The 23,104-nt window shown below is 42.7% G+C and carries 24 protein-coding genes and 1 pseudogene; 12 read left to right on the top strand and 13 right to left on the bottom strand.

What is annotated here, in order from left to right:
- Positions 1-2: 2 nt before the first annotated feature.
- Genes tssK through tssB form a run of 8 tightly spaced genes read right to left on the bottom strand, consistent with a single transcriptional unit; the run spans position 3 to position 8,603 of the window.
- On the bottom strand, positions 3-1,337 hold the full coding sequence (gene tssK / locus NFHSH190041_RS09790; protein WP_261921692.1) for a type VI secretion system baseplate subunit TssK: 1,335 nt from the start codon (positions 1,335-1,337) through the stop codon (positions 3-5).
- Complete coding sequence (gene tssJ, locus NFHSH190041_RS09795; RefSeq protein ID WP_261921693.1) at positions 1,337-1,822, bottom strand: type VI secretion system lipoprotein TssJ; 486 nt, start codon at positions 1,820-1,822, stop codon at positions 1,337-1,339. The genes tssK and tssJ overlap by 1 nt, the downstream gene beginning before the upstream one ends.
- 4 nt (positions 1,823-1,826) lie before the next feature.
- Complete coding sequence (gene tagH, locus NFHSH190041_RS09800; protein ID WP_261921694.1) at positions 1,827-3,236, bottom strand: type VI secretion system-associated FHA domain protein TagH; 1,410 nt, start codon at positions 3,234-3,236, stop codon at positions 1,827-1,829.
- 11 nt (positions 3,237-3,247) lie between these two features.
- Complete coding sequence (tssG, locus tag NFHSH190041_RS09805; RefSeq protein WP_261921695.1) at positions 3,248-4,222, bottom strand: type VI secretion system baseplate subunit TssG; 975 nt, start codon at positions 4,220-4,222, stop codon at positions 3,248-3,250.
- Between the two features lie 35 nt (positions 4,223-4,257).
- Positions 4,258-6,024 carry a type VI secretion system baseplate subunit TssF gene (gene tssF / locus NFHSH190041_RS09810; protein WP_261921696.1) on the bottom strand — a complete coding sequence of 589 codons (1,767 nt, stop codon included), beginning with the start codon at positions 6,022-6,024 and terminating at the stop codon, positions 4,258-4,260.
- On the bottom strand, positions 6,025-6,462 hold the full coding sequence (gene tssE / locus NFHSH190041_RS09815; RefSeq protein ID WP_261921697.1) for a type VI secretion system baseplate subunit TssE: 438 nt from the start codon (positions 6,460-6,462) through the stop codon (positions 6,025-6,027).
- 3 nt (positions 6,463-6,465) lie between these two features.
- The gene (gene tssC / locus NFHSH190041_RS09820) at positions 6,466-7,941 is read right to left on the bottom strand and encodes a type VI secretion system contractile sheath large subunit (protein ID WP_261921698.1); all 1,476 of its coding nucleotides are present in this window, start codon (positions 7,939-7,941) and stop codon (positions 6,466-6,468) included.
- A 26-nt stretch (positions 7,942-7,967) separates the two neighbouring features.
- On the bottom strand, positions 7,968-8,603 hold the full coding sequence (gene tssB, locus NFHSH190041_RS09825) for a type VI secretion system contractile sheath small subunit (protein WP_261921699.1): 636 nt from the start codon (positions 8,601-8,603) through the stop codon (positions 7,968-7,970).
- A 380-nt stretch (positions 8,604-8,983) separates the two neighbouring features.
- On the opposite strand from tssB, the gene NFHSH190041_RS09830 reads away from it, so the two are divergent.
- The 4 genes from NFHSH190041_RS09830 (at position 8,984) to NFHSH190041_RS09845 (ending at position 15,018) form a co-directional block, all read left to right on the top strand.
- Entirely contained in the window at positions 8,984-9,502 is a 519-nt protein-coding gene (locus NFHSH190041_RS09830) for an Hcp family type VI secretion system effector (protein WP_261921700.1), read from the top strand.
- Between the two features lie 92 nt (positions 9,503-9,594).
- A complete protein-coding gene (locus tag NFHSH190041_RS09835) occupies positions 9,595-11,718 on the top strand; it encodes a type VI secretion system Vgr family protein (protein WP_261921701.1) in 2,124 nt (707 codons plus the stop codon).
- Between the two features lie 37 nt (positions 11,719-11,755).
- A complete protein-coding gene (locus NFHSH190041_RS09840; RefSeq protein WP_261921702.1) occupies positions 11,756-14,506 on the top strand; it encodes a glycoside hydrolase family 19 protein in 2,751 nt (916 codons plus the stop codon).
- Positions 14,503-15,018 (top strand): hypothetical protein, encoded by a 516-nt coding sequence (locus NFHSH190041_RS09845; RefSeq protein ID WP_261921703.1) that lies wholly within the window; start codon positions 14,503-14,505, stop codon positions 15,016-15,018. The genes NFHSH190041_RS09840 and NFHSH190041_RS09845 overlap by 4 nt, the downstream gene beginning before the upstream one ends.
- A 394-nt stretch (positions 15,019-15,412) precedes the next feature.
- Here NFHSH190041_RS09845 and NFHSH190041_RS09850 read toward each other — a convergent pair whose 3' ends face one another.
- Entirely contained in the window at positions 15,413-16,435 is a 1,023-nt protein-coding gene (locus NFHSH190041_RS09850; protein WP_261921704.1) for a transposase, read from the bottom strand.
- Between the two features lie 146 nt (positions 16,436-16,581).
- On the opposite strand from NFHSH190041_RS09850, the pseudogene NFHSH190041_RS19740 reads away from it, so the two are divergent.
- The 6 genes and pseudogenes from NFHSH190041_RS19740 to NFHSH190041_RS09875 form a co-directional block, all read left to right on the top strand.
- Positions 16,582-16,698 (top strand): annotated as a pseudogene (locus NFHSH190041_RS19740) (RHS repeat-associated core domain-containing protein); the annotation flags it as partial.
- A 33-nt stretch (positions 16,699-16,731) separates the two neighbouring features.
- On the top strand, positions 16,732-16,953 hold the full coding sequence (locus NFHSH190041_RS19745; RefSeq protein WP_410010823.1) for a hypothetical protein: 222 nt from the start codon (positions 16,732-16,734) through the stop codon (positions 16,951-16,953).
- Between the two features lie 15 nt (positions 16,954-16,968).
- Positions 16,969-17,286, top strand: a complete 318-nt coding sequence (locus NFHSH190041_RS09860) for an AHH domain-containing protein (RefSeq protein ID WP_261925085.1) — start codon at positions 16,969-16,971, stop codon at positions 17,284-17,286.
- Positions 17,287-17,288: 2 nt separating this feature from the next.
- Entirely contained in the window at positions 17,289-17,861 is a 573-nt protein-coding gene (locus NFHSH190041_RS09865; protein WP_261921705.1) for an imm11 family protein, read from the top strand.
- A 362-nt stretch (positions 17,862-18,223) separates the two neighbouring features.
- A complete protein-coding gene (locus NFHSH190041_RS09870) occupies positions 18,224-18,574 on the top strand; it encodes a putative toxin (RefSeq protein ID WP_410010873.1) in 351 nt (116 codons plus the stop codon).
- Positions 18,562-18,972 carry a hypothetical protein gene (locus NFHSH190041_RS09875; protein WP_261921707.1) on the top strand — a complete coding sequence of 137 codons (411 nt, stop codon included), beginning with the start codon at positions 18,562-18,564 and terminating at the stop codon, positions 18,970-18,972. Before NFHSH190041_RS09870 ends, NFHSH190041_RS09875 begins: the two co-directional genes overlap by 13 nt.
- Positions 18,973-19,325: 353 nt before the next feature.
- On the opposite strand, the gene NFHSH190041_RS09880 is transcribed toward NFHSH190041_RS09875, so the two are convergent.
- Complete coding sequence (locus NFHSH190041_RS09880) at positions 19,326-19,565, bottom strand: hypothetical protein (RefSeq protein ID WP_261921708.1); 240 nt, start codon at positions 19,563-19,565, stop codon at positions 19,326-19,328.
- Positions 19,566-19,706: 141 nt separating this feature from the next.
- On the opposite strand from NFHSH190041_RS09880, the gene NFHSH190041_RS09885 reads away from it, so the two are divergent.
- Positions 19,707-20,327, top strand: a complete 621-nt coding sequence (locus tag NFHSH190041_RS09885) for a hypothetical protein (RefSeq protein WP_261921709.1) — start codon at positions 19,707-19,709, stop codon at positions 20,325-20,327.
- A 101-nt stretch (positions 20,328-20,428) separates the two neighbouring features.
- On the opposite strand, the gene NFHSH190041_RS09890 is transcribed toward NFHSH190041_RS09885, so the two are convergent.
- From NFHSH190041_RS09890 to NFHSH190041_RS09900, 3 genes are read right to left on the bottom strand one after another with little or no spacing between them, the layout of a single operon-like run.
- A complete protein-coding gene (locus tag NFHSH190041_RS09890) occupies positions 20,429-21,322 on the bottom strand; it encodes an HD domain-containing protein (protein WP_261921710.1) in 894 nt (297 codons plus the stop codon).
- Entirely contained in the window at positions 21,309-22,532 is a 1,224-nt protein-coding gene (locus tag NFHSH190041_RS09895) for a site-specific integrase (protein ID WP_261921711.1), read from the bottom strand. Before NFHSH190041_RS09895 ends, NFHSH190041_RS09890 begins: the two co-directional genes overlap by 14 nt.
- A complete protein-coding gene (locus NFHSH190041_RS09900; RefSeq protein WP_261921712.1) occupies positions 22,525-22,761 on the bottom strand; it encodes a hypothetical protein in 237 nt (78 codons plus the stop codon). The genes NFHSH190041_RS09895 and NFHSH190041_RS09900 overlap by 8 nt, the downstream gene beginning before the upstream one ends.
- Here NFHSH190041_RS09900 and NFHSH190041_RS09905 point away from each other — a divergent pair.
- Complete coding sequence (locus NFHSH190041_RS09905; protein WP_261921713.1) at positions 22,718-23,071, top strand: helix-turn-helix domain-containing protein; 354 nt, start codon at positions 22,718-22,720, stop codon at positions 23,069-23,071. The two genes, NFHSH190041_RS09900 and NFHSH190041_RS09905, sit on opposite strands and share 44 nt — an antisense overlap.
- The last annotated feature ends 33 nt before the right edge of the window (positions 23,072-23,104 follow it).

Raw genomic sequence — 23,104 nt, forward strand, 5'->3', positions numbered from 1 at the left:
AATTAATTCCTTATTGCCCAAAACTGCACATCAAGATCCGGAAACTCACCAGCAACATGAAAAGCAAATCCACTTGCATTGGCCAACATACTCCACGCCGCACTGTTTTTATCCAACTGGTAGTAGGTATAACCCGCATGGTAAGGCAATTGTCGTGGAGCAACCGGTAAAGGTGAAAGCGGTACACCTGGCAATTGTAAAGAGATCAGCTCACGGATTTTCTCAGCTGAAGCCACTTTAGTTTGTTGTACGAATAGACGGCGTAAATCCTCCATTGGCATTCTGGCTCGTACCGCTAAAATAAAATCGGCATCCCGTAATAGAGATTTATCCTGTAGTGGAGCCACCATAAGTCCATAGCGACGTCTATCCAATTGAATTGATACTGCGCGAGGCTCCAATACAATGCTAAGAAACTGACGCAACATATTCATAAGGGTAAGAAATACATCACCTGGCATATCATGTTGATAACCATTAAATTCAGGTGCCATACGACTTTCATCTGTAAAAGTCGCCAACTCTCCACACATGGCACTCAATGCTTCATATAATCGCTCAGGATGTAAGCTGCGTAATAGTGCTAAATGCTGCAACTGAGGTTGCATTCGATTTAATGATTGCAGCAACATAAAATCAGCAACGTCGGCAACGCCGCCCTGACTTGGCGAACCAATACGTTGAGCAATATTACGGGCTCGTTCCCGCATTAACCCCGCCATTTCACCAACAAAACGATGTAAAAATGCAACTCCACGCACATTTAAATGGCAGGGAATAAAATGAGGATCCAATAACACACTACCATCAGGTCTTTTTTCTAAAATACGGGCAATAGGGATAGCGGCGTATGCACTACGGTCCTCTTTGTCCAGCATTAACTTTAATTTCACGGGGCTGACTTGAATATCTGTCGTATTACCCTGCGGTGAATGAATATCACGAACTTCTTGTGAAGCCATATTATAACGGCCAGAACCAGGTGCATCCGGCCAGTCAACTTCCGTCATGGCATCACTGCGCAATGCTACTGCTAAATAAACAATTTGGTTTGCCAATGAACTGTCTGAGATTTCAAGTGCATCCGGTAGCGTATCTTCCTGAGGTAAACGAAATACCGTACCATCTGGCATAATCCCAGCGGCGCTTTCCAGTGCAATACGTCCAAAACTCAAATATTCAGGGTTTAGGGTGATCTCAGTTATGCCATAAAGGTAACGACTAACAGCTGTAATCCGTTCATCCAGAAAATATTCCAAATTGCGTTGTTGCTGTTGAAAATGTTGAGGCTTAATAAATAAACCTTCATTCCAAACAACTCGATTTCTAGTTACCATCACTCTACCTTTTTTAACTCAACTTGATTGCCATCTAAATACAGAAATAAATGGTATCGATGATCAACAGGTAATACCTTAATCACCTTTTTCCAATCACTGATATCAGGGTTAGCGTATCTAGCCATTACTCCGATATAAAACGTTTCACTGTCTAATTTAAATGGCTCAATAAATTTGAATTGGCCTGGAGATAACACATAATCTCGATGATCCACATAATTACTTTTTAATGCCGCTTTTGCATCATCAACCAATTGGTCAAATCCTGCAGAAAGAAACATTGAGTCATCTGATAGCTCAAATACTTGAAACTCCACCGGAGTTGCATTACCACTCATATTGGGATTAATACTATCTGTCGCATACATACTGTAAGTCACAACAGTAGGTAATGACGATGAATTACTCCATAAGTTATTACCCCAAGTACTACAGCCAGAAAGGGAAGATAATAGTAAGATGCTAATCAAAAATTTAAACACCTTACTACTCCTGCTGCTGTTTCGCCCGTAATGTTCGATCATATGCCTGATCAAATATTTCCCAGAACAATTTTTCAAATCCTTTTTGACGACCAGATGTTAATTCAGAGAAATAACTTTTATACATATTCCAAGCCCAAGCATCTGTTGACTCAGGCAATAACTGACCAGGCCGCCGATAAGCAGAGAAACGTCGCATGAGTAAATCAGGAGAAAATGCGTGCAAAATTTGCCCTAACGCCTCTGTTGTCGCAACCAAAACCGCTTCATTGTGATGCCGAACATTATTCAGACTTTCGCTAATAGCTGAAGGTGCTGACAGATGAACCGCACTACGTTGGCTATCAAACATCGTTTGTACAGTATCGTCGTAAGGCAAGCCCAAACGTAAAGGATTGTCTTCAATAGGCTGCAGATTTTTATTCATCATGCCATAGCGGCTATCTTTCACTTGCTGATGTAATGCCAATAGCCCTTTAATAGCCGATTGAAGAGACGCACCTATTTCCTCAGCCAGCGCTTGCATTTCAACCATATTTTCTGAATGACCAACTTGAGTACCTAACCCTCGTAATAATGGTGTCGTCAGTAAATGGTTTCCCTCTGTTGGTTGACCAGTTAAGCTTATTTCATCATAGTCATATTTGGGGTATTGACTTTTTAACTCTGCTTCAAGATGTGCCAGCGTGTTATCATCCATTGGGTTTCTTTCCTCAATCAACGTCTTTTTCATTGCGATAGCAGAATTCATGTCGTGTTCACTGTCCGCATGGACTGTTTTACATTGCCCTTGCCAGTTTTGATCTTTTGCCAATAAATAGTCTGTCTGCTGCATGAGTTCTTGCTGTCCCAATGGTGAGTTATTTTTGTCAAGATCCGCCGATTGCATCTCAGACTTAATGGCATCCAAAGCAATTAAAGGATCATCAACAGCCATTTCTGGAGCTGTTTTTTTCCAGCTATCATTAAGCTCTGTACCAATATTATTAAACTCATTGTCACTAGGAAAAACCTGTTCCAGACCAGATTGATTCCAGCTAAAACTTTCTCCCAATGTACTGAAATGTACCCGTAACAGGTAAGGACCGATTAAAATTACATCTTTATCATTTAATCTAACTAGGCGTTGATATCCCACCGGAATTGTCGCGCCATTGAGATAACAAGCACCACTGCTATCATTGAGACAAAAATAACCATCAGCCATAACTATACGGGCATGAGACTGATTAATTTTTCCTGCATTATCCCGCAGTTCCCAAGTGTCCCCCACTGCCGCACCGATAGTCCCACCACTTTCATCAAAGCGATGAGTAGCTGATAATCCCGGCTCCAATAACTGGGTATTAGTAACCACTAAAGTCAAATATTGTGTTTCTGCTTCAGCAGCTGAATGTTGATTGAAATAATTCATGTGACGAACTTTTATTGTCTGATTTGAATACGTACGCAGCGATTATGTTGACTCTCACCAGTAAAAGATGACCAGCCTAAAGAAACAGGTTGAGAAGAATTAAGCTGCATGGGTTTAGCCTCATCTGGATTAAGCTCCAGCTCTAAATCAAAAGCCATTTGTTCCCGAAGAATAAATTGCACCAGCGTTAATAGTGGTTGATGCTCTCGCCCTGTAGGCAAAAAATCACCAAACCGGGTCAGTGAAAGTCCCCTTAGGCAAATCACAAACTTACCCATCCGATCAGCCACCTGAGAACCAATCACCGTATCCTCCCCAAGACAAGCATTAGCTTTCCCTAGGCATAATTGTTGCGAAGCCGGAATAGGCACTTGTCGTAACTCCCATTGTCGAATGCTGACATCCTGTAAATCAAAACAATGGGCAATAATCCCTGAAACAACCTGAGGAGACCGGCTTCTTCCTGCCAACATCCCTGCATAAGACAACATTTTGCACCAGTTTATCGGGGTCTCTCCCCGCAAGTTTTCGTCAGCCAGTCCAACCAAAGCAAATAACTGAGCAGAAAAACCATCTTGCGCATCAGCTCTAAAACGTAAGTAATAACGATATTTTCGCCAAATGCTATAAAGCAGCGACAGTAGCCTGTGATTAAAAAAATCGAGAAAATGACGTCTAAGCCCTTGCTCACCTTCATTGGCAATTTGCTCAAGCATAAAACCAGGTAAAGGAGAATGGGCACCATTTAACCCTAAAAAACTCGCTTCTAATTTTAACCGACCATCATTGAGTTCAGATAAAACCGACACATCACTGCTCGCAAATCCAAGGCTAGGATCCGAGCTAAATATCAATCGGCTATTCAAATCCCCATCAGCATCCTCGGGGTCCTGCCCAAGTAATTGCTGCAATAACTCAACTAACTGAAAAAAATGATATTCAGTCACATTGTTAGGCAATCTGACATTAGATTGGTCAACAGTCATAAGGACAACTCCAGTATTACTTATATCTGGCAAGATTAAATCAGAGGCTGCTGACCAGTCTGAATGCCCCATGTATAGCGCTCTTGGTTATCCGCATTTATCACAACCAACTCATGAAATGAGTTAATGCTGGCATACAATGAGAAAAATCGGCTCAATACACTACCAAATAAATACAGTTCTCCCTCTGAGCCCAACGCAGATTGTGACAACGTAATAACAGAGCTTAATCCTCTGACAGGTAACCCTTTTATCAGACGTTGTACCGGCTCTGACTTGATATCCAAAATCCCCTGTAACCTATGACGAGAAATTTTTTCTGCCTGACGATCAACCAACGCGCGAAAATCATAAGCTCGCAATACCGCACTTAAGGCATCTTTTGATAGTAACGACAGATAATTCAATGAAAGATTTGAAATTAACATCCATAGCAAAGAACCATCTAAAACAGGTCGAAGCGGTGCCGTTGGTTCAGTGATATTACTGAACTCGGCATACGCTGGAGAACCATCAGTTGGTACCGCAATATCCCCTTTGCCTAATAACAAAGGCACTGCTCGATTTGTGCAAGTCAGTTGCAGAGATACCGCTTCACTGAAACCAATACACTGTGTTTCATCACCTCGCACAAAAGAAATAAAGTGCTCAAAACCATCATTTTGGAGGCTGTCTTTGACCCGTACCCGAAAATAAAGTGATTGCCGGTGGCGTGTACGTTCGATTTCATGTTGGAAACTTTCAAATGGCGTATAATTTCTAACTTGTCCTCGAATACGCCCAATATGGTTTTCTTGCCAACCTTGAACCTGATTTACACTAAACACTTCATAATGTGCTGGCTGTCGACAAGATGGAGTAATTTTATACTCCGCATGCAAGCCATTTAGATCAATAGGATCTGCATCATGCTCAAATAGATTAATTGCAGGGCTACAATACAACTCAAAACTATTGTCTCTAACCCGTACATCTGCCGGTAAATTTTTAGTAAAACGAAACCTCAGGCTAAAGCTACCTTGAGTATCAACGGCAACGTATTGTCCCAAATTGCGAAGGTCAAAAAATAAAAATGCATCAGGAAACGAAAGATACTCTTGAATAATGCGATATCCTTCATACACATTTCTGGGATAAGGCAAGATAGCATCACCCGTATCAAAACCCACAGCCCTAAAACTATTAGGTGGTAATGTTACAACTCTGTGCGCAGTTACCACTTCAATTCGCTCGAGGTAATGATTTAGCCACAAGTACAGCATTCTGGCACTGTGAGGGTCACCGCCAAGAAAAAAACGCAGAGATTTTAAATCAATCTGCCCGACCTGTTGTTCTCCAAATAACAGCAACTTAACATCGATTTGCGATGATTCTCTCGTATGCGTGGTACTGACTTTGTCACGAACAAGTGGATATATATCGATATCCCGACAAGTTCTAAAATGACAAACAGTATCGGATACAGGCAGTGAATCTAATTGTGTTCCTTGAGCAATAGTTTGCCGACTACTAATTGCTTTTATATAAGGCGAAAATTGCACCATACACATACTGGGAACTGGCCGTAAATAATTAGGCCATAGCATATTGATAATAGAATGGGTTAGTTCAGGAAATTCATCTTCCACTTTTTCTCGTAATCGCCCAGTTAAAAAGGCAAAACCTTCCAATAACCGCTCCACATCTGGATCAGTATTACGACTATTAAGAAAGCGGCTAAGTTGCGGATAAATATTTGCAAACTCAACACCTTGCTCTCTAAGAAAGGCTAATTCATCACGAAAATAATGATTATTGGACACCTAAACCACTCTATATTTTTTATTACTGTCTAGCAGTAAATCAATTTCCACTGGTTGCACTAATGCTGCAATATTTATCATTGCTAAAAGTTGGAACCTCATCCCCAATAATGTACTGCTATCAGAGACAATATTAATCTCAACATCACTTATTCTAGGTTCATAAGTTAACAAACAATGTCTAATTGCCCGACGGATAGTCAGTGCCATATCACGGGCAGTTAACGCAGCATCATTAAAATCAATCAATCCTAGCTGCGGTGCACTTTGTGCTTCCCCCTGGCGAGTATTGAGTAAATGGGTAATATTGCGTTTAATGGAATTCAGCACCGCATCCCAGTCAGGTTCTAAACTAGGATGTAAAATCGGTGCGTCAGCCTCGAGTCTCTCGAACAGACTGACGCTAAATGTGCTGTCACCAATTGATGAGCAGCTCATAAATTAAGCTTGATCCAAACGGCCGACTAGAGACAATTCAAAGTTAGCGCCCATATATTTAAAATGGGGTCTGACAGATAAAGATACCTGATACCAACCAGGATTGCCGTCAACATCCCTGACTTCCACACGAGCAGCCCTCAAAGGTCGACGACTACGTACATCTGCAGGAGGGTTCTCCTGATCAGCGACATACTGACGGATCCAAGTATTTAGTTCACGTTCCAGATCCTGACGTTCTTTCCAAGCACCAATTTGCTCACGTTGTAACACCTTGATGTAATGAGCCAAACGGTTAACAATCATCAGATATGGTAGTTGTGTCCCCAACCGATAATTAGTTTCTGCTTCTTTACCCTCTTTAGTGTTAGGGAAAATCTTTGGCTTCTGGATAGAATTAGCTGAGAAGAAGGCTGCATTATCGCTACCTTTGCGCATTGTCAGAGAAATAAACCCTTCTTCGGCCAGTTCAAACTCCTTACGGTCTGTTACCAACACTTCGGTCGGAATCTTAGCCTGCAACGCGCCCATTGACTCAAACAAGTGCACGGGTAAATCATCAACTGCACCACCACTTTGTGGGCCAATAATATTTGGACACCAGCGGAATTTAGCAAAACTATCAGTTAGACGAGAACCCATAGCAAATGCGGTATTTCCCCACAAATAACTGTCATGAGAATCACTAACATTCTCCTGATAGTTAAAAGTACGCACCGGATTTTCTATTGGGTCATAAGGTACCCGTAATAAGAAACGGGGCGCAGTCAAACCAATATAACGGGCATCTTCAGATTCACGAAGAGCTCGCCATTTAGTATAACGAGGGCTTTCAAATGTTGCAGACAAATCCTTCAAATTCGGTAACTCTTCAAAAGAGTCAATACCAAAAAATTCCGGCGCTACCGCAGAAATAAAAGGAGCGTGAGCCATTGCCCCAACGGCCCCAGCATATTGCAACAGTTTCATATCTGGCGTAGATGGAGAAAAAGCATAATTAGCAATCATGGCTGCAACAGGCTCACCACCAAACTGCCCATAGCCGGAAGAATATACATGCTTATAGAGACCAGACTGTGAGGTTTCTGGAGCAAACTCAAAATCATCCAACAATTCCTGCTTAGTCGCATGGAGCACTTCAATTTTGATGTTTTCCCGAAAATCAGTGCGATCAACTAATAATTTCAAGCCGCGCCAAGCCGATTCCATTTGCTGCACTGCATCGCAATGTAAAATAGAATCCATCTGAGCACTGATTTTTTTATCTAGCTCAACCAACATTTGGTCAACCAGAAATTTATTAACCTGCTCTGCAGTTTTGTTGCTACCAAGTAAGTTTTCAATAAAGGCGGCTACACCTTTTTTCGCAACGTCGTAACCTTCTTCATTAGGCGCCATACGGGTCTGCGCCATAATTTCATCCAATAAACTCCCCTGAGCAACGGTGGATGAATCAAGAGCCTGTAACTGTTCTGACATTTCGTAAACCTTCTATTGATAGCAGCTTATTCTGCAGCGGGTGAATTACCTTCACCGAGTAACTGCAATTCACTGAGTAATTTTTCGCGGGATGCCTCACTGGATAGCAGTTCTTGCAACCGTGACCGAAATGCCGGGATATTGCCTAGAGGCCCTTTCAATGCCACCAGAGCCTCACGCAGTTCAATCAATTTGCTCAATTCTGGAACTTGACAAGCAATCGATTCAGGCGAAAAATCATCCAAAGATTGAAATGATAAATTTACGGCAAGAGTTTGATCCGCTTCATCAGTTAAAACATTAGGAACAGAAGTTGATAACGAAAGCTCACTTTCCTTCATGACAGACGAGAAATTGTTTTTATCAACAGAAACAGCTGAACGTTCTTCAATAGGCGTCTCTTCTGCATGACCTTTAAAGTCACCTAGTACCATCAATTTAAGTGGCAGCTCAATTTCAGCTTGAACACCATCTGTAGCCGGAACATATTTAATATTTATCCGTTCTTTTGGGGCAACACTACCCTCTTTCGCCATCTGCTGATTCCTTAACACGGTTAAAATACATGCAAAACATGGGGAGAGTTGAGAGAAATAAAGCGCTATTTTAGCGAAAAAATTTATTTCAATCTCAAACAAAATACCAACAATTGAATATCTCAACTGTCTCCTAGAGGCAAGACGACAGAATTATCCAAAAAATAAAATAATTCAAAATAAAATATATAATTCAATAATATCAAACACTTAATACAAAATACCACCAAAGCAAATTACAAGCCACTAATTTAGCACCAACATTAACTATTACCAAAGTGATAGATAGATCTCATTTTCATCATCCACACCACATCTCTGTTTTAGTCATTGATTTTCTGTGTCGCCTACCTCTTGTCAGATAAATTGAATCTAGCCAGGTTGGTCCCTTAAAACAGAGATTAACCTGCCATCTCAATTTAGCTATTACGCCTAAAAGATGGGTATATCTCTTAACCGGTATCATTTTTTAGTTTGTATTATCACCACTTACATTAAGGTTTTTTATGCCAACTCCTTGTTATATCTCTATCGAAGGCAAAACTCAGGGAAACATCACTGCGGGCGCTTTTACAGGTGACTCTGTCGGTAATATTTTTGTGGAAGGCCACGAAGATGAAATGCTGGTACAGGAATTTGGACATGTTGTGACTGTGCCAACTGATCCTCAAAGTGGGCAGCCTTCTGGTCAACGCATGCACAAGCCTTTTACCTTTACCGTAGCGTTGAATAAAGCTGTACCACTGATGTATAACGCGTTGGCTGCCGGCGAAGTGCTACCAAATGTGACGCTGAAATGGTACCGCACTTCACAGGAAGGCAAGCAGGAACACTTCTTCTCTACCGTGCTAACCGATGCCACCATTGTAGACATTGACTGCACCATGCCTCATTGCCAAGACAGTGATAAAAAGGAATTTACTCAGCTGATTAAAGTGGCTATGTCATACCGTAAAATCGAATGGGAACACACTGTTGCAGGCACATCAGGTGCTGATGACTGGCGTACGCCTGTTGTTGCTTAATACCCCCTTGCACTGACACAGCGGGGCGTGTCAACGCCCGCTGTTTTCACCTGCGTTTCTTCCCAACCCGGACAGTGTAAGGACTTATCAGCGTGGCCAACCGGTTGCAATTTACCTTAAGTGTCAGCGGTCTCGCTGACAATACGTTCGGTGTGACGGCATTTGAGCATACCGAGTCCCTTTCCGCTCCTTTTGCCTGTGACCTCACCCTTGTCAGCCGCCATGAACAACTTAAACCCGATAATATTATCGACCAACAAGCTACATTAACCCTCTGGCAAGCTGGTGAAGCGGTTCGCCACATCAATGGCATTATCAATGCGTTTACTCAAGGGGACTGTGGTTTTCATCTGGCACAATATCGGATGACCCTTGTACCTGCACTGGCCAGATTGTCATTACGTCACAACAGCCGGATTTTTCAAGCCTTGTCCGTCCCCGAGATCATGACGGTCCTGTTACAGGAAATGGGGATCGATAATTATGCTTTTTCGCTCGCTCACCAACCGGCAAAACGTGAGTTCTGTGTACAATACCGCGAAACCGACTTAGCATTTCTATCTCGCATCGCCGCTGAAGAAGGGATCAGTTACACCTTTTGCCATGATGCAGATAAACATACTGTGCTGTTTTTTGATGAAAGCCAACTGACGCCAACCCTGCCGCGGGGACTGCCTTATAACGCATTGGTCGGGCAAAGGGCACCTGAATCATATATCCGTAGCTTTGCACTGACCTCTCGGAGTAAACACTCAGCAGTGCAATTAAAGGATTACAGCTTTAAAAAGCCCGCCTACAGTTTTCTTAATACGGCCTACGCTGGAGAAAATCATGCCCAGCAAGCTAATTATGAGTATTTTGACTATCCCGGCCGTTACAAAAATGATGTTACCGGCAAAGCCTTTACCCGTTATCGCTTAGAACAATTACGAGCAGATGCGATTGAAGCCACTGGAGATAGCAATATCGCCGAGCTGGTTCCAGGGCACCGTTTTACTTTACTTGATCATCCGGATGACGGTATCAGCCGTCATTGGTTACCCATACACGTCCGGCACATCGGTACTCAACCCCAAGCTCGGGAAGAAACCGCAGCTGATGGCATCACCACCTACAATAACCACTTTCAAGTTATTCCGGCCGACCGACAGTGGCGCCCTACTGTTATGACAAAACCCTTGGTTGACGGCCCGATGATTGCCACGGTGACAGGCCCCAAAGGCGAAGAGATTTTTTGTGATGAATTTGGCCGGGTCAAGGTGAAGTTTCCTTGGGATCGCTATAGCGTCGGGGATGACAATAGCTCCTGTTGGGTGCGGGTCTCTCAGGGCTGGGCCGGCGCACAATACGGCATGGTGGCATTGCCCCGGGTCGGTCATGAAGTCATTGTGTCCTTTCTTAACGGTGATCCCGATCAGCCGATTATCACCGGACGCACCTTCAACGCCGTTAATCCATTGCCTTACCCGCTGCCGGAGCATAAAACCCGTACAGTGATGCGCACCGAAACCCACCAGGGCGATGGCTATAACGAGTTGCGGTTTGAAGACCAAGCGGGACAAGAGGAAATTTACGTCCATGCGCAACGCGATATGAACAACTTAGTTGAACATGATCTGCGCAATACCGTGACACATAACTTGCATCTGTCGGTAGGCAAGCAGCGTTTAACCCATATCAAGGGCCCTGATCACTGCACAGTTGAGGGTGAAACCCGACTATTGAGTAAGGGGGATCACACTCTGGCCACCCAGGCCTCCCTGAATATGAAACAGCGGCAAAATTTCGCCGCCGAGGCCGGTCAAGCCATACACCTCAAGGCGGGGACCCAGTTGGTACTGGAGGCCGGAGCCGGATTGACCCTGAAAGTGGGTGGTAGCTTTATCAAAATCGATGCCAGTGGGGTGTCACTGGTGGGGCCAGCCATTAACCTCAACTCCGGTGGTAGTGCCACATCCGGTGCCGGTTACCAAGGTAAACCGCCTAAATTGCCAGAAAAAGTCACTAAACAGGGACCCGCTGCACAACCTGAAGAGATAGAAGTGGAAGAAGAGTCTTACCTCACAAGCGACTCACCACAAATTAAAACAGCTGAGAGTTCAGATGGGGACATTTTTCAGGCCCATCAACAACAAAGCCAAACGACATCAAAACAAAAAAACAGCAAAAGAGTACAACCATCTTTGTCAATGCTGCGATTTATGCCGTCACGATAAATATCCATCAATCACACATTAAGGCTGTAACCATACTATGAAAATCGTATTTCCGATGAAGCTCCACGATGGCAGCGAAATCACAAGTGTTGAACGGTTTTGGGACAAACTCAAAAGAGAAAGTGCGGGCACCTTCCTTATGGGCAGTAACAATGTCTGGCATGGTGGGATCCACCTAACCAACGAGAACAATATCTGGGATCCCACGGGGGCCGTGAGAGCTATCGCTGACGGTGAACTGGTCGCCTACCGTCATGCAAGCACGCCATTTAACCATACATTAGAGCCTGATCATGACACTGCAGCTACCGATAATGCAAACAATGCAAACAATGCAAACAATGCAAACAATGCAAACAATGCACATACATCTTCAACAGCGCCAGTCCAAATGGACTTAAATACCGCCCCTGGCTTTTGTTTGGTGAAGCATAAATATGAAGCTAAGGAAGGTGAACTAAAAAATGAGATGACCTTTTATAGTCTTTATATGCACCTTGCGGGAGAAAATCGTTATACATCGACATATCGTATAAAAAGCGATGGTATTCATACTTATAATTCTACAGTCGGTGATGACCAACGGTTAAGACGATTAAATCATTTAGCTCGCCAAGGCGCTGAAGTACAGATATATAATATTCCCGAGCCTCTCGTCCCCATAACCGGACCTGCCCAAACGCCTGTAACAATAACACCGCCACTCATTTATAATGGAAATAATACATTTAGGCTGGTCAGTTACGTATCCAAGCAAACTGGAGAGCCAGATCAATTTTACATCGCTTCACAATTTGTTGAAGAAAAAGCACCAACAAGACCTAAATGGATGACTCAGCCTAAATGTACGGTAAAAAGCAACGCAAACCTGCGTGACAACGAGGTCTCGGCTACCGACGGTTCGTCGGAAATTGGTGACCCCGTAGCCGGAATATTAAAAGGTAGCGAAGTATTATGTGTTACGCCAGGTAAAGTGTTCAATCGTGGAACAATTCATTATATCAAAGTGCGGGTACTAACCTCTAAAGAGGTGGACGCGAATAACCAACCTTACAACATGTATCATAACGGGTCCCCCCTGAATAGAGCGATCGTCGGTGAAGTCCATTGGATTGCGACAAGTCTTTTGATGCCCCCAACAGAACAATTCACGGCAACGATAGATCAGATAGTGGTGTGCGATCCACCTAAACCGATAAAAGCCGGTAGCTTGCTGGGATTCTGGGGCGAAAATGAATCGGCAACAATGGATGATATGCATGATCGCGATACATTAGGGGTTCACATAGAAACGTTTATCGCCGCTGCCGATGAAGATGAAACGGCAATGAAAAACTGTATCAAAAACCAAGGTGGATTAACCAAAGGTCTGCAATATCTGATGATTCACCATCCGGTTGCAACGTATAATCAATCTGCATCTGATGCCGCTTTTATTTCAACCGGTGCGACTCAGGCCGCGTTCACCTCCCCCAAATTTATCTCACCTAACGATATTGTTGAACATACAGCCCTTAAATATATCAAAGTTGCTGATAATGCGTATGTCATGGAAAGCGACCCGCATGTGACACTCTTCAGTCAACACGATTGGGGGAAATTGGGGATCACTACTGTAGATGCAAGTAGCGATAGAAACGGTTTTCTAGAACGAGGAGATTTAACCAGTATTACAAGTGAGGGAACAGAAAACTTTCAAACCATTTATAACCTGATTGTTAATCATAATGATGAACTTATACCTGGAAAGATAAGAGATGATAATATTGCGACCAAAATTCATAACTTAATAATTAAATATCAATCAGAATGGTCTAGAGATACTTGGAGTGCATTAGAGAGTAAATTACAAAATAAGCCAAATTTATTACAATTCTGCCAACAATTTTTCCGAGCCATGGCATGGATAACCCCTGAAATAATTAATAATGGCCTAAGTCAGCATCTTTGGCATATGCACCCTGTTCAGTGTTTAAACGTCATATCAAAGACACCATTTAAGTTCACACTACAAATACTGAAAAATGTTTTTACCATTTCATTAAAAAATAACAAACACAATACTAAGCTACAGGGTATTGCTGATGAGCTCAATCGACACCTTGAATTTTATCAATTAGATACTGCATTAAAGAGAACCCATTTTTTTGCCCAAGTTTTGCAAGAAGTAGGTCATAATATAAGTATTGAGGAAAGTGCAATTTATCGTGCAGCGTATTTAAAAAGTATTAGTTCGGGTGCAAGGCAAAGAAGATACCCAGAGCCTGATGGAAGACTGTATGTCGATGTGCATGCATACTCTTATAAAATAGGAAAGACTCCCTATAAAAGTGATGGTAATCCTTTAAATCATAATGATAAAATCATTATATTAAATACAATGTATGGAAATAGACATGATCTAGGAAATAGAGGTTGGAATACTAATGATGGTTGGGATTATCGAGGAAGAGGATTGAAACAACTCACAGGAAGGTTTAATTACATAAATTTCAATAATTGGCATGCAACAAATCAATTACAATGGCCAAATGATATTATTGACGCTGTTAATACCCCTGATATTATATTAAATTTGAAGTATGCTACTCGGTCAGCAGCCTATTTTTGGCTTAATGCTAGCAGTGAAAGTAATCCTGACTCAAATGCTCATTGCTATGATTATGCAAATGAAGCAAGTGATATAGCTGTTGAGAGAATTACAAATATTGTCAATTACCAAACTAACAGCCGGCAAGCACGTATCAATAATTTTTGGCATTTATGGAATAGTAAGGTTTTATTTTGAAAAAAATTTTTTTATATTGTTTATTATTTATACCAACCATAAGCTATGGTAAAAATATCTCACAATCTTACCAAAAGGATACTTTATGCCACCCTGAAGAAAAAGTGTATGCATCATGCGTTTTGACAAATAAAAAAATAGTCTCATTTTGTGGTGATAAATCAATACACGCTTCTCCAGACTCTGGTTATGCTCAATATCGATATGGAACTACAAAAAAAATTGAAATGTTTTATCCAAAAAAATTAATCCCACCTAAAAATCATATTTTTTATGTTGATGCTTCTATGGGGTCTGTGACTACCTCTGATGTTTTAATCTTTAATTCAGGTAACTATCAGTATTCTTTTTCTAATATTGGATTAATTAGCAGTCTTAGTGTGATAAAAATATCAAATAATTATTTGAAGAGAAAAGTAGTATTTTTAGATATGTGTGATAAAAGAACAACTTCAATTCCCACAAGACCTAATAGATTTGAAGAAAAATCTAATTTAGACTACTCCATTTGAATTAACTAATCCAAATTTAGCGTTATCAAAAAGTATAATTTTAACTTTTTATAGCTCACTCTCTTCGGAGAGTGAGTTTAAAATTTAATATATAAATAACATTTCCCTAAATTACTACTAGTACTGTCTGAGGCCGCTTGGTATTGGAGACATGGTTCATGTCGTGACCATAGGACATCCATAACTCTTTTCTTGCTAATTCACTCTCCCCGGAGAGTGAATGCCCTATCGGTGATAACGCAATTTTCAATTAAATTTTGCAGGTAAATACCGCCTCTGACAGTAACTAAGGCTGTCAACAGGCGGTTTGTTGCAAGTCGGGCACGGCAAGCCCCAGATGAGTTGAGTCTGAAATGGTCTCGACAATGTGAAGCGTACTATGTGCGGATATTATTTAATCGGGATGCAGCGCCATACTGGACTGTTTTCCCCGGCACCACTTGCCGCCAACTTTAGCTTTCATGGCGCACATGGCATCCCATTGACCACTGATACCACTATACTGGCGACGAAACTCCTTGGCTGAGGTCAACCAGGCATCGTCCCGGATACCTAGTTCAGTTAGCAGTTTGGGTCTGCTTGAGTTAATAAAACCTTTTTTGTCTTCCCGCACCGCCCTGCCGGTCCAGTCAATCAGTTCCAGATAATCGGCAAAATGAAACGGAATACCGCTTTGTCTGGCTGCTGTTGCCGCGCCATCAAAAGGCAGTAACGGCTTGATTGAAAGGGGACTGGGCGTTGGAGAAGGTTTATCTTCTGTGGGGAGTCCTTTCATCTGAATTTGCCCCTGAAGCCGCTCCTGAATCGAGGTGTAGTCTGAAGTTTGCAGCGAGTCGGCTATCCCTGCCCGTATGGGGTTTAAGTCCACATACATCATGCAGGCCAACACTGCCTGTTCATCCAGCAGAGCCTGAGATTTAAAACGCCCTTCCCAAAACACGCCTTTACAGCCATCTTCCCGGTTGGCTTTGCGGGCAATTTCTTCATTCAGGCAGCGCATAAACCAGCTGATACTGCCAAGACGCTCTTGCCACTTGGCTATCAAACTATCCAGTAACATGCGCTCGCCGTCACACAGCGTCTCACCGGTTAAAAACTTGGCGGCAACAGCATGACCACTGAAAAGCTGAGTCCAGCGCTCAATCACCTCAAAGGGGGACAAGTGTTTTTGCGTTTCAAGGTCGATGTTCAGCACCAGATGATAGTGATTGGACATCACGGCATAGGCACAAACATCAATGCAGAACACCGATGACAACAGCCTAATTTTATCCACTATCCAGCCCCGTCTGTGTTCGTAACTGCATCCGGAAACCTTATCCTCGCCACACAAAAATGCCCGTCGGACACAGCGGTTAATCACATGGTAATAAGGCGTGGCCTCAGCATCAATTAACTGACGGCGGGCAGTGGTCATAACAGACCTCAATGGGCGAATTAAGTAGGTACTTCAAAGCTTAGTCAAGAGGCTTTGGAGCTTCAAAAAAGATTTGGGTGTCCTAACTTTTCGACCGCAGTTATGGCAATATCGCCCGGCAGCATGTTGAGGACATCCCTAACCCGCTGCGGTTTCAGGGGCAGTATTTTGACAGTGAAACCGGGCTGCATTACAACCGCCACCGTTACTACAGCCCAGATACCGGCCGCTTTATTACAGCCGACCCCATCGGCTTAGCCGGGGGACTGAACAGCTACCGCTACGCGCCCAATCCGGTGAACTGGATTGATCCGCTGGGGTTAGCGACAGAGCTAGGAAATGGATGTAATGATGCGACTAAATTTACTCCTATTAAATTTGAAAATGGTAAAGTTTATGCACTCCTAGAAGGCCCAAGTAAAAACGGACGGCGCTGGTTACTAAAAGGTACCTCTGGTAAAGAGGCTCATCCAAACTTGCAACGAGGCTCTTTAAAGATTAATGCACCTGAAGGTTGAGCGAAACATCATCTAATACCCGTTAGTGTAGGTGAAAATTCAAGTTCTCTGAAACGACTAGCAGAATCAGATATGTATAATATAAATAGAGCTAGCAATGGGATATCCCTACCTACAGATGTAGATGAGTCCTTAAGATTACAAATACCTGTGCACCATGACGGTCACTTAGCGAGCTATTATGATAATGTAGCAACTCGGCTAGCTGAACTTGATAGCATCCAAAACGAACTTACTAATTCTGAATTATTGGAACAAGTTAGTTTGATTGAAGATGGAATTAGATCAGATTTATTAAATTCAAAAATAAGATTGCATATTAAAGGTTATTAATTATGTATTATGTTCTTAAATGTGACCCTGATTTTTCATTAGTAAAATATTTAGATTGGTTGAATATAGGGGAGTGTGATTTTTCTCCAAAGCAATCTGAGCCTTGGCTTAAAAATAAAAACTTCAAACTCATACTATCTTTGCAAGAATATCAAGAAAAAAAATTATCTGACTGTTTTTTCTGTAGTATACTAACTTTAATTTCCCAAGATTTTAAAAATGTGCTCAAAAAACATTCATCACAAATTGAATTTGTGCCTGCATCAATTTGGTGTGGAGAATATGAATTTAATTTTTATGCAATGCATATGCTAAATCATTTAGATGCTCTAGATATTGAAAAATCAATATTTGCAGAGGTAAAGTTTAAAAGAATAGCTGGCATAACTAGTTTAGTTTTAAAAGAAGATAAAATTAACAATTCCAAAGTTTTCATGTTAAAAAACACTTACACGTCTATTTTTATTGTTAGCGATGAATTTGTCAGAGATGTCGAAAAAGCGAATCTTAAAGGGATGAAATTTATTCCAGTAAATGAGTACCGAGAAAATGTTCAAGGTGTGTCAATAACATAGTCACCCATAACGATATCGGATTAGACAAACCTCTACTAGCTGAATATATCGGTATTTTAGTAGGAGTTAAATAGGACCACCAACACTTTTATCTGGCTAATTCACCCTCCCCGTAGAGTGAATGTCCTGTCGCTGATAACGCTATTTTCAGTCAAAATTTGCAGGTAAATACCTGCCTCTGACAGCAACTAAAGCTGTCAACAGGTGGTTTTGTTAGTCTTAGTGCTCAGCGCCATCAACCACTGATACCGCTTTTATTTTCTTCCCCCAAAAATCCCAACACATGACATAAATACCGCTTGACCGATTTCTCCCAGTCTGGGGGAACCACCCGGTATCTCTGGGACGATACCGACCGCTTGGTGCAGATTACTCAGCCCAGCGGCCAGCACCAATCCTTCAGTTATAACGCTTACGGCAAAATTTCAATTGATGGATTCATTCCTGATCTTCCAGTAAATAGCGAATATGGCGTTACAGATATTAAAAATGTTCAACACCTAGCAAACTCTGATCAGCTTAGAGCTTTTTATAAGCATGCCGTATCTAACAAAATGGAGTTCAGCATTATAATATCACCGAGAACAAAATATGTTTCAGGTCCACTTTTGGATCAAATTAGAAATACAAATGGCAAGTTGTATGAATATAATCAAGATACAAAAACCTTAACGCCTATTGATATAGGAAGTGATGGGTTATGGAAGAGGTAATTATGAGCTATACGTTACACGCTTTTTTTTTGACAGATAATGAGCAAAATGAAGGCTTAGTCTTTGACAGTATCAAGGGTTTATTTGCTAACTCTAAAGATGCAGTGTTTAGTGAAGATAGAAATCCATTCACTAAGCAGAATATTTTAAGATTAACAGTTGATAATTTTTATACAATTACTTTTTTATTTGAAAAAAGTAACCATGTTCTTGAAGATTTTAAGGAAATTAAAAAGGAAAAAAAAGCTAAATCAAGAATTAGAATATTGTTTGGAACTGATCCAGATAATAACTTCGATCACATTGCTGTGATGATTTACGACTTTTTAACTAAACTTGATAATGTTTTAATATACAATGTTACCAATAGAAAGATCTTATACGAGACACCTTGTTAATTGATGTATCAACAAAATGAAAGGTAGGTTTACCAGAAAGAAGGAGAATACGGTTAGTTCGGGCAGCCAAAATTTTTTTCTTGCCAATTCATTCACCTCGAAGAGTGAATATTAAGTAGGCGATAGCGCGTCTTCAGCCACAATTTACAGATAAATACCGCCTCTGACAGTACTACGGCTGTCAGCTGGCGGTTTTTGCAAGCCTTAGCTTTCATCGTCATCAACCATTAATACCTCTTTTATTTCCTTTCCCCAAAAATCCCAACACATGACATAAATACCGCTTGACCGATTTCGCCCTGCCAGGGGGAATCACACAATATCCCCTGATTCACACCTCTTCGCAGTAGGCTTCATCCAGTCAACCTACCGGCCAGCGCCAATCCTTCAGTTACAATGCTTACGGCAAAGTAACGGAAATCATTGACGAAAATGGTGACAAGACCCGTTACCTGTATGAGCCAAACAGCCATCTGGTCAGCCAGGTTATCAACCCAGATGGCACCAGTCTGGCCTACCGTTACGACAATATCCGCCGCTTTGTCAGTTGCATCACCAATGAGCGTGGTGAGCAGTACCTGATTGATTATCACAATAACGGTCTGGTCAAACAGGAGACCACCTTTGATGGTCGCCGCCTACGCTATGAATATGACCTCAATGGCAACCTGACTGCCAAAACCGAAATCGGCCTGAAAGGCACTGAGCTGACTACCGCCTAGAGCCGTGATGCCATGGGGCGGCTACTGAGCAAAACCCTGCCTGACGGCAGTGATGTGCAGTACGAGTATGACCAGTACGGCCAGCTAACCGCGGTAGAAGATGGCGTCACGCCACTGGCTTGGGATTATGACCCGCTGGGCAGGTTGACGGCTGAGCACCAAGGCTGGGCTTCCCAGTATTATCGCTATGATGCCCAAGGGCAGTTAACGCACTGGCAGTTACCCGACCATAACCAACTGCAGTATGACTATCACCCCGGTGGCAGCCTGGACCGTATCCACCTCAATGGCCAACAACTGACCCGGCACCATTTTCAGCACGGGCTGGAGCGTGAGCGCCAGCAGGGGGGGGTAAGCAGTCAGTTTGATTACGATGACCAAGGTCGCCTGCAGGCCCATCGTCTGCAGCAGCAACATTCCGTTCGAGTTGAGCGCCGCTATCACTACCATGCCACCGGCAATCTGGCGCAGACAGATGACAGCCGCTATGGCAGCACTTATTACGATTATGACCCGCTGGACCGCTTAACATCGGATGCCAATGGCCATCCCATTGACCATAACAATATGACCAAGCGTATCTGGAATCCCCGGCTCCAGCGACTGGGGTTAAGAAACCGCCAGCCTTATTAAACGCGACATACCGTCGCGACGTTATGGCTGGCTGCAGACGAGTATTCTGAAGGAGCACCACGCACATGGGGCATAACACCAGCAAAGGGGTATTTCGTGCATCACTGCTTTAAACCTGCTTTTGCATCAATGTTGTCTGCCAGCTTAAGCATTTGTGCCAATGGGGTTTGTGGGGCTTTTCCCCATTTAGCGCTGGCACTTTGGCAAGTGAGGCAATGACGAAGCTCCAAAGCCCACTGCGGCTCAATGTTATCAAGATACTCAAACGCCCTCGCGCACAACTCCAGTGTCAGACTGTCGTGATCTACACGCTTGCCCATTTGGGTGACTTCCAATTGTGGGCTTAAGGTTCTCACTTTGCCGATATCATGAACCAACCCGAGCACCATCCCCAGTTGACATTGAATACTATCGCCATCACCAAGTAACGCAGGAATACGTTGCGCCACATTCACGCTATGCTCAAATAATCCGCCACGGTAGGCATGATGATGAGCGGCGCTAGCTGGTACATTCATAAAGTTGGTGCAGGTTGTAGCATCTATCAACACCAGATTAAGAAATACTCGGAGCGGCACTGACAGTCGTTCGAAAATATCCACACAACGCCTAAATACCTGTGGTTGCGTTTGTAACCCTTGGGGCAACATCAATTCCTGCGCGAGTGTCTGTTCGCCAGGAGGTTTGCTCACCACCAGTTCGCTCACATGCAGCAAGATTGTCCAGTCGCCCCGTTGTCGCGCAAGACTGACCCAAGCTAACTGACCTGGGAAGACGTCATGATGGGAAAACGAATAGTTAAAATCGAAAGCCCAGCAAGTACCTGCGTGGTTACTCAACTGTAGTCGTTTGAATGGCTGATCGCAGCAATCAAGCTCTTCGCGACATTGCAATACTCGACAATAACCAACAGTCTGTGGTGGCAATAAAGAACTGCGATGCAGTAACGTAGCAGGGTCAACCACACAGGTTGGCGGCTCATTATTTAGGCTCATGCCTGCTTCCCTCCATCATTGGGCTAATCAATTTTTCAAATGCACTGCCATCCTTGCGCGTGAGATTCGGCACAAAACGACTATAGGTCTCAAACAGCATTTTTGTCGTTGTATGCCCCATTTGCCGGGCGATCCACTCTGGCGCTTCCCCAGCAGCTAACCAAATTGTTGCGGCCGTATGCCTGGTTTCATACGGGCGACGATATTGCATGCCAAGTTTCTTAAGAGTTGGCTTCCAAATTCGCTCTCGAATATTGGTTTTATCCAGCGGCTTACCCTTTGCATTGCAAAACACAAACTCTTGTTGACCAGAAACCTCATGCTGAGAAAGCAATGCCTCATAAATAATGGTTGACATCTGTATTTCACGATGAGAACCAGCCGTTTTAGTTGTATCCATTCGGCCGTGTACATAAGTCTCGCGTATAGAGATCGTACAACGCTCAAAATCAACATACTTCCATTTCAGACCATCAATTTCTGACGTTCTCATACCTGTGAAAAAGCGAGTTTTAAAATAATTTTTGAACTCTGGACGAACAGTGCCAAGAAATGCCCACACTTGTTCTAAACTAAATGGATTCACATCCCGTCGCTCTACCCTTAGCTGCTTGATATTTTCAAAAGGTGTTTTAAATGCGTAACGTTCGGCTGCTTCGTTCAAGATCATGCGCAGCGGTGTCATGATGTGATTAATATAATCTGCAGAGAGAGTTTTACCATTTGTACGAGCTTTTACCAGCGCCGCACGGTACTTTAGAATGTCAGGACGAGTAATTTTATCAACATACATATCACCAAACTGGGGAGTAAGATAACTACCCAAATAGATGCGCATACTGTCTTTATAACTCTCTTTCCAACGAGCTTCATTCTCCTCAAACCATTCCGCAACAAACTCATCGAATCGAACTGTCGAGATACCCTGTAGCTGATTTGCCCCCACGGTATATTCCCCCAGCAACTCAGCTTTTTGTCTTTTGGCAATCGCATCAGCTTGCACGAACAATTTCGACCGCTGGGACGCTGGAAAATATTCAGAGTAGACAAAACAGCCTAGCCTGACATCTGCATCCATTTGATTGATGACTTTTTGTAATTTACGACGATTAGCTTGAGTATCCGTCAGCGTGGTTTGTTCTCGGCAGCGAACCCCCTCATATCGAAAATCAATATACAGATGCCCCCCTCTTTGGTTAATACTAGCCACGGCACACCCTCCTCCCCGCTAAAGGGATGTAATAAATGTTTCTCGCCGCTGATTGATATAAATCAGACTCAATCTCTTCCCATACGTAGAGAATTTTTCTACCATTGAATGGTCGGATATAGTGTTTTCCTTCGATAAATACCGAGTCTCGCAACGTCGAATTAATGTAGTTGGCGCTATATTTAATGCGACATGCAAGTTCTTTAGCTGTTAAGAGCGTCTGTTCCATAAGACCTCCTTTTCGTCTTCATAAGACAAATGTAGAAGTCAAAATCCGTCTTCTCAAGACGAATTTAATAACATTTAGTAATAACAAATTGATTAGATATAAAATACATGAGCTAATTGCAGCGCAGCCTATCCGTAATGGGCGCAAAGTGACATTAAGCTTTCTTGCCGAACAGGTAGGAGTGCAGAGTTCGGCGATGTCAAAAATCGCTAACAACAAGGGTTACAACACTAGCATGACGACAATAGACGCACTTTGTCGGTTCTTCGATTGCAAAATTGACGATGTAGTGGAATACATTCCCGACTAAGCTAATGTGACTCTGATGACACTAGATTAACTT

The organism is Shewanella sp. NFH-SH190041 (assembly GCF_024363255.1).
In the GTDB taxonomy this organism is placed as follows: domain Bacteria; phylum Pseudomonadota; class Gammaproteobacteria; order Enterobacterales; family Shewanellaceae; genus Shewanella.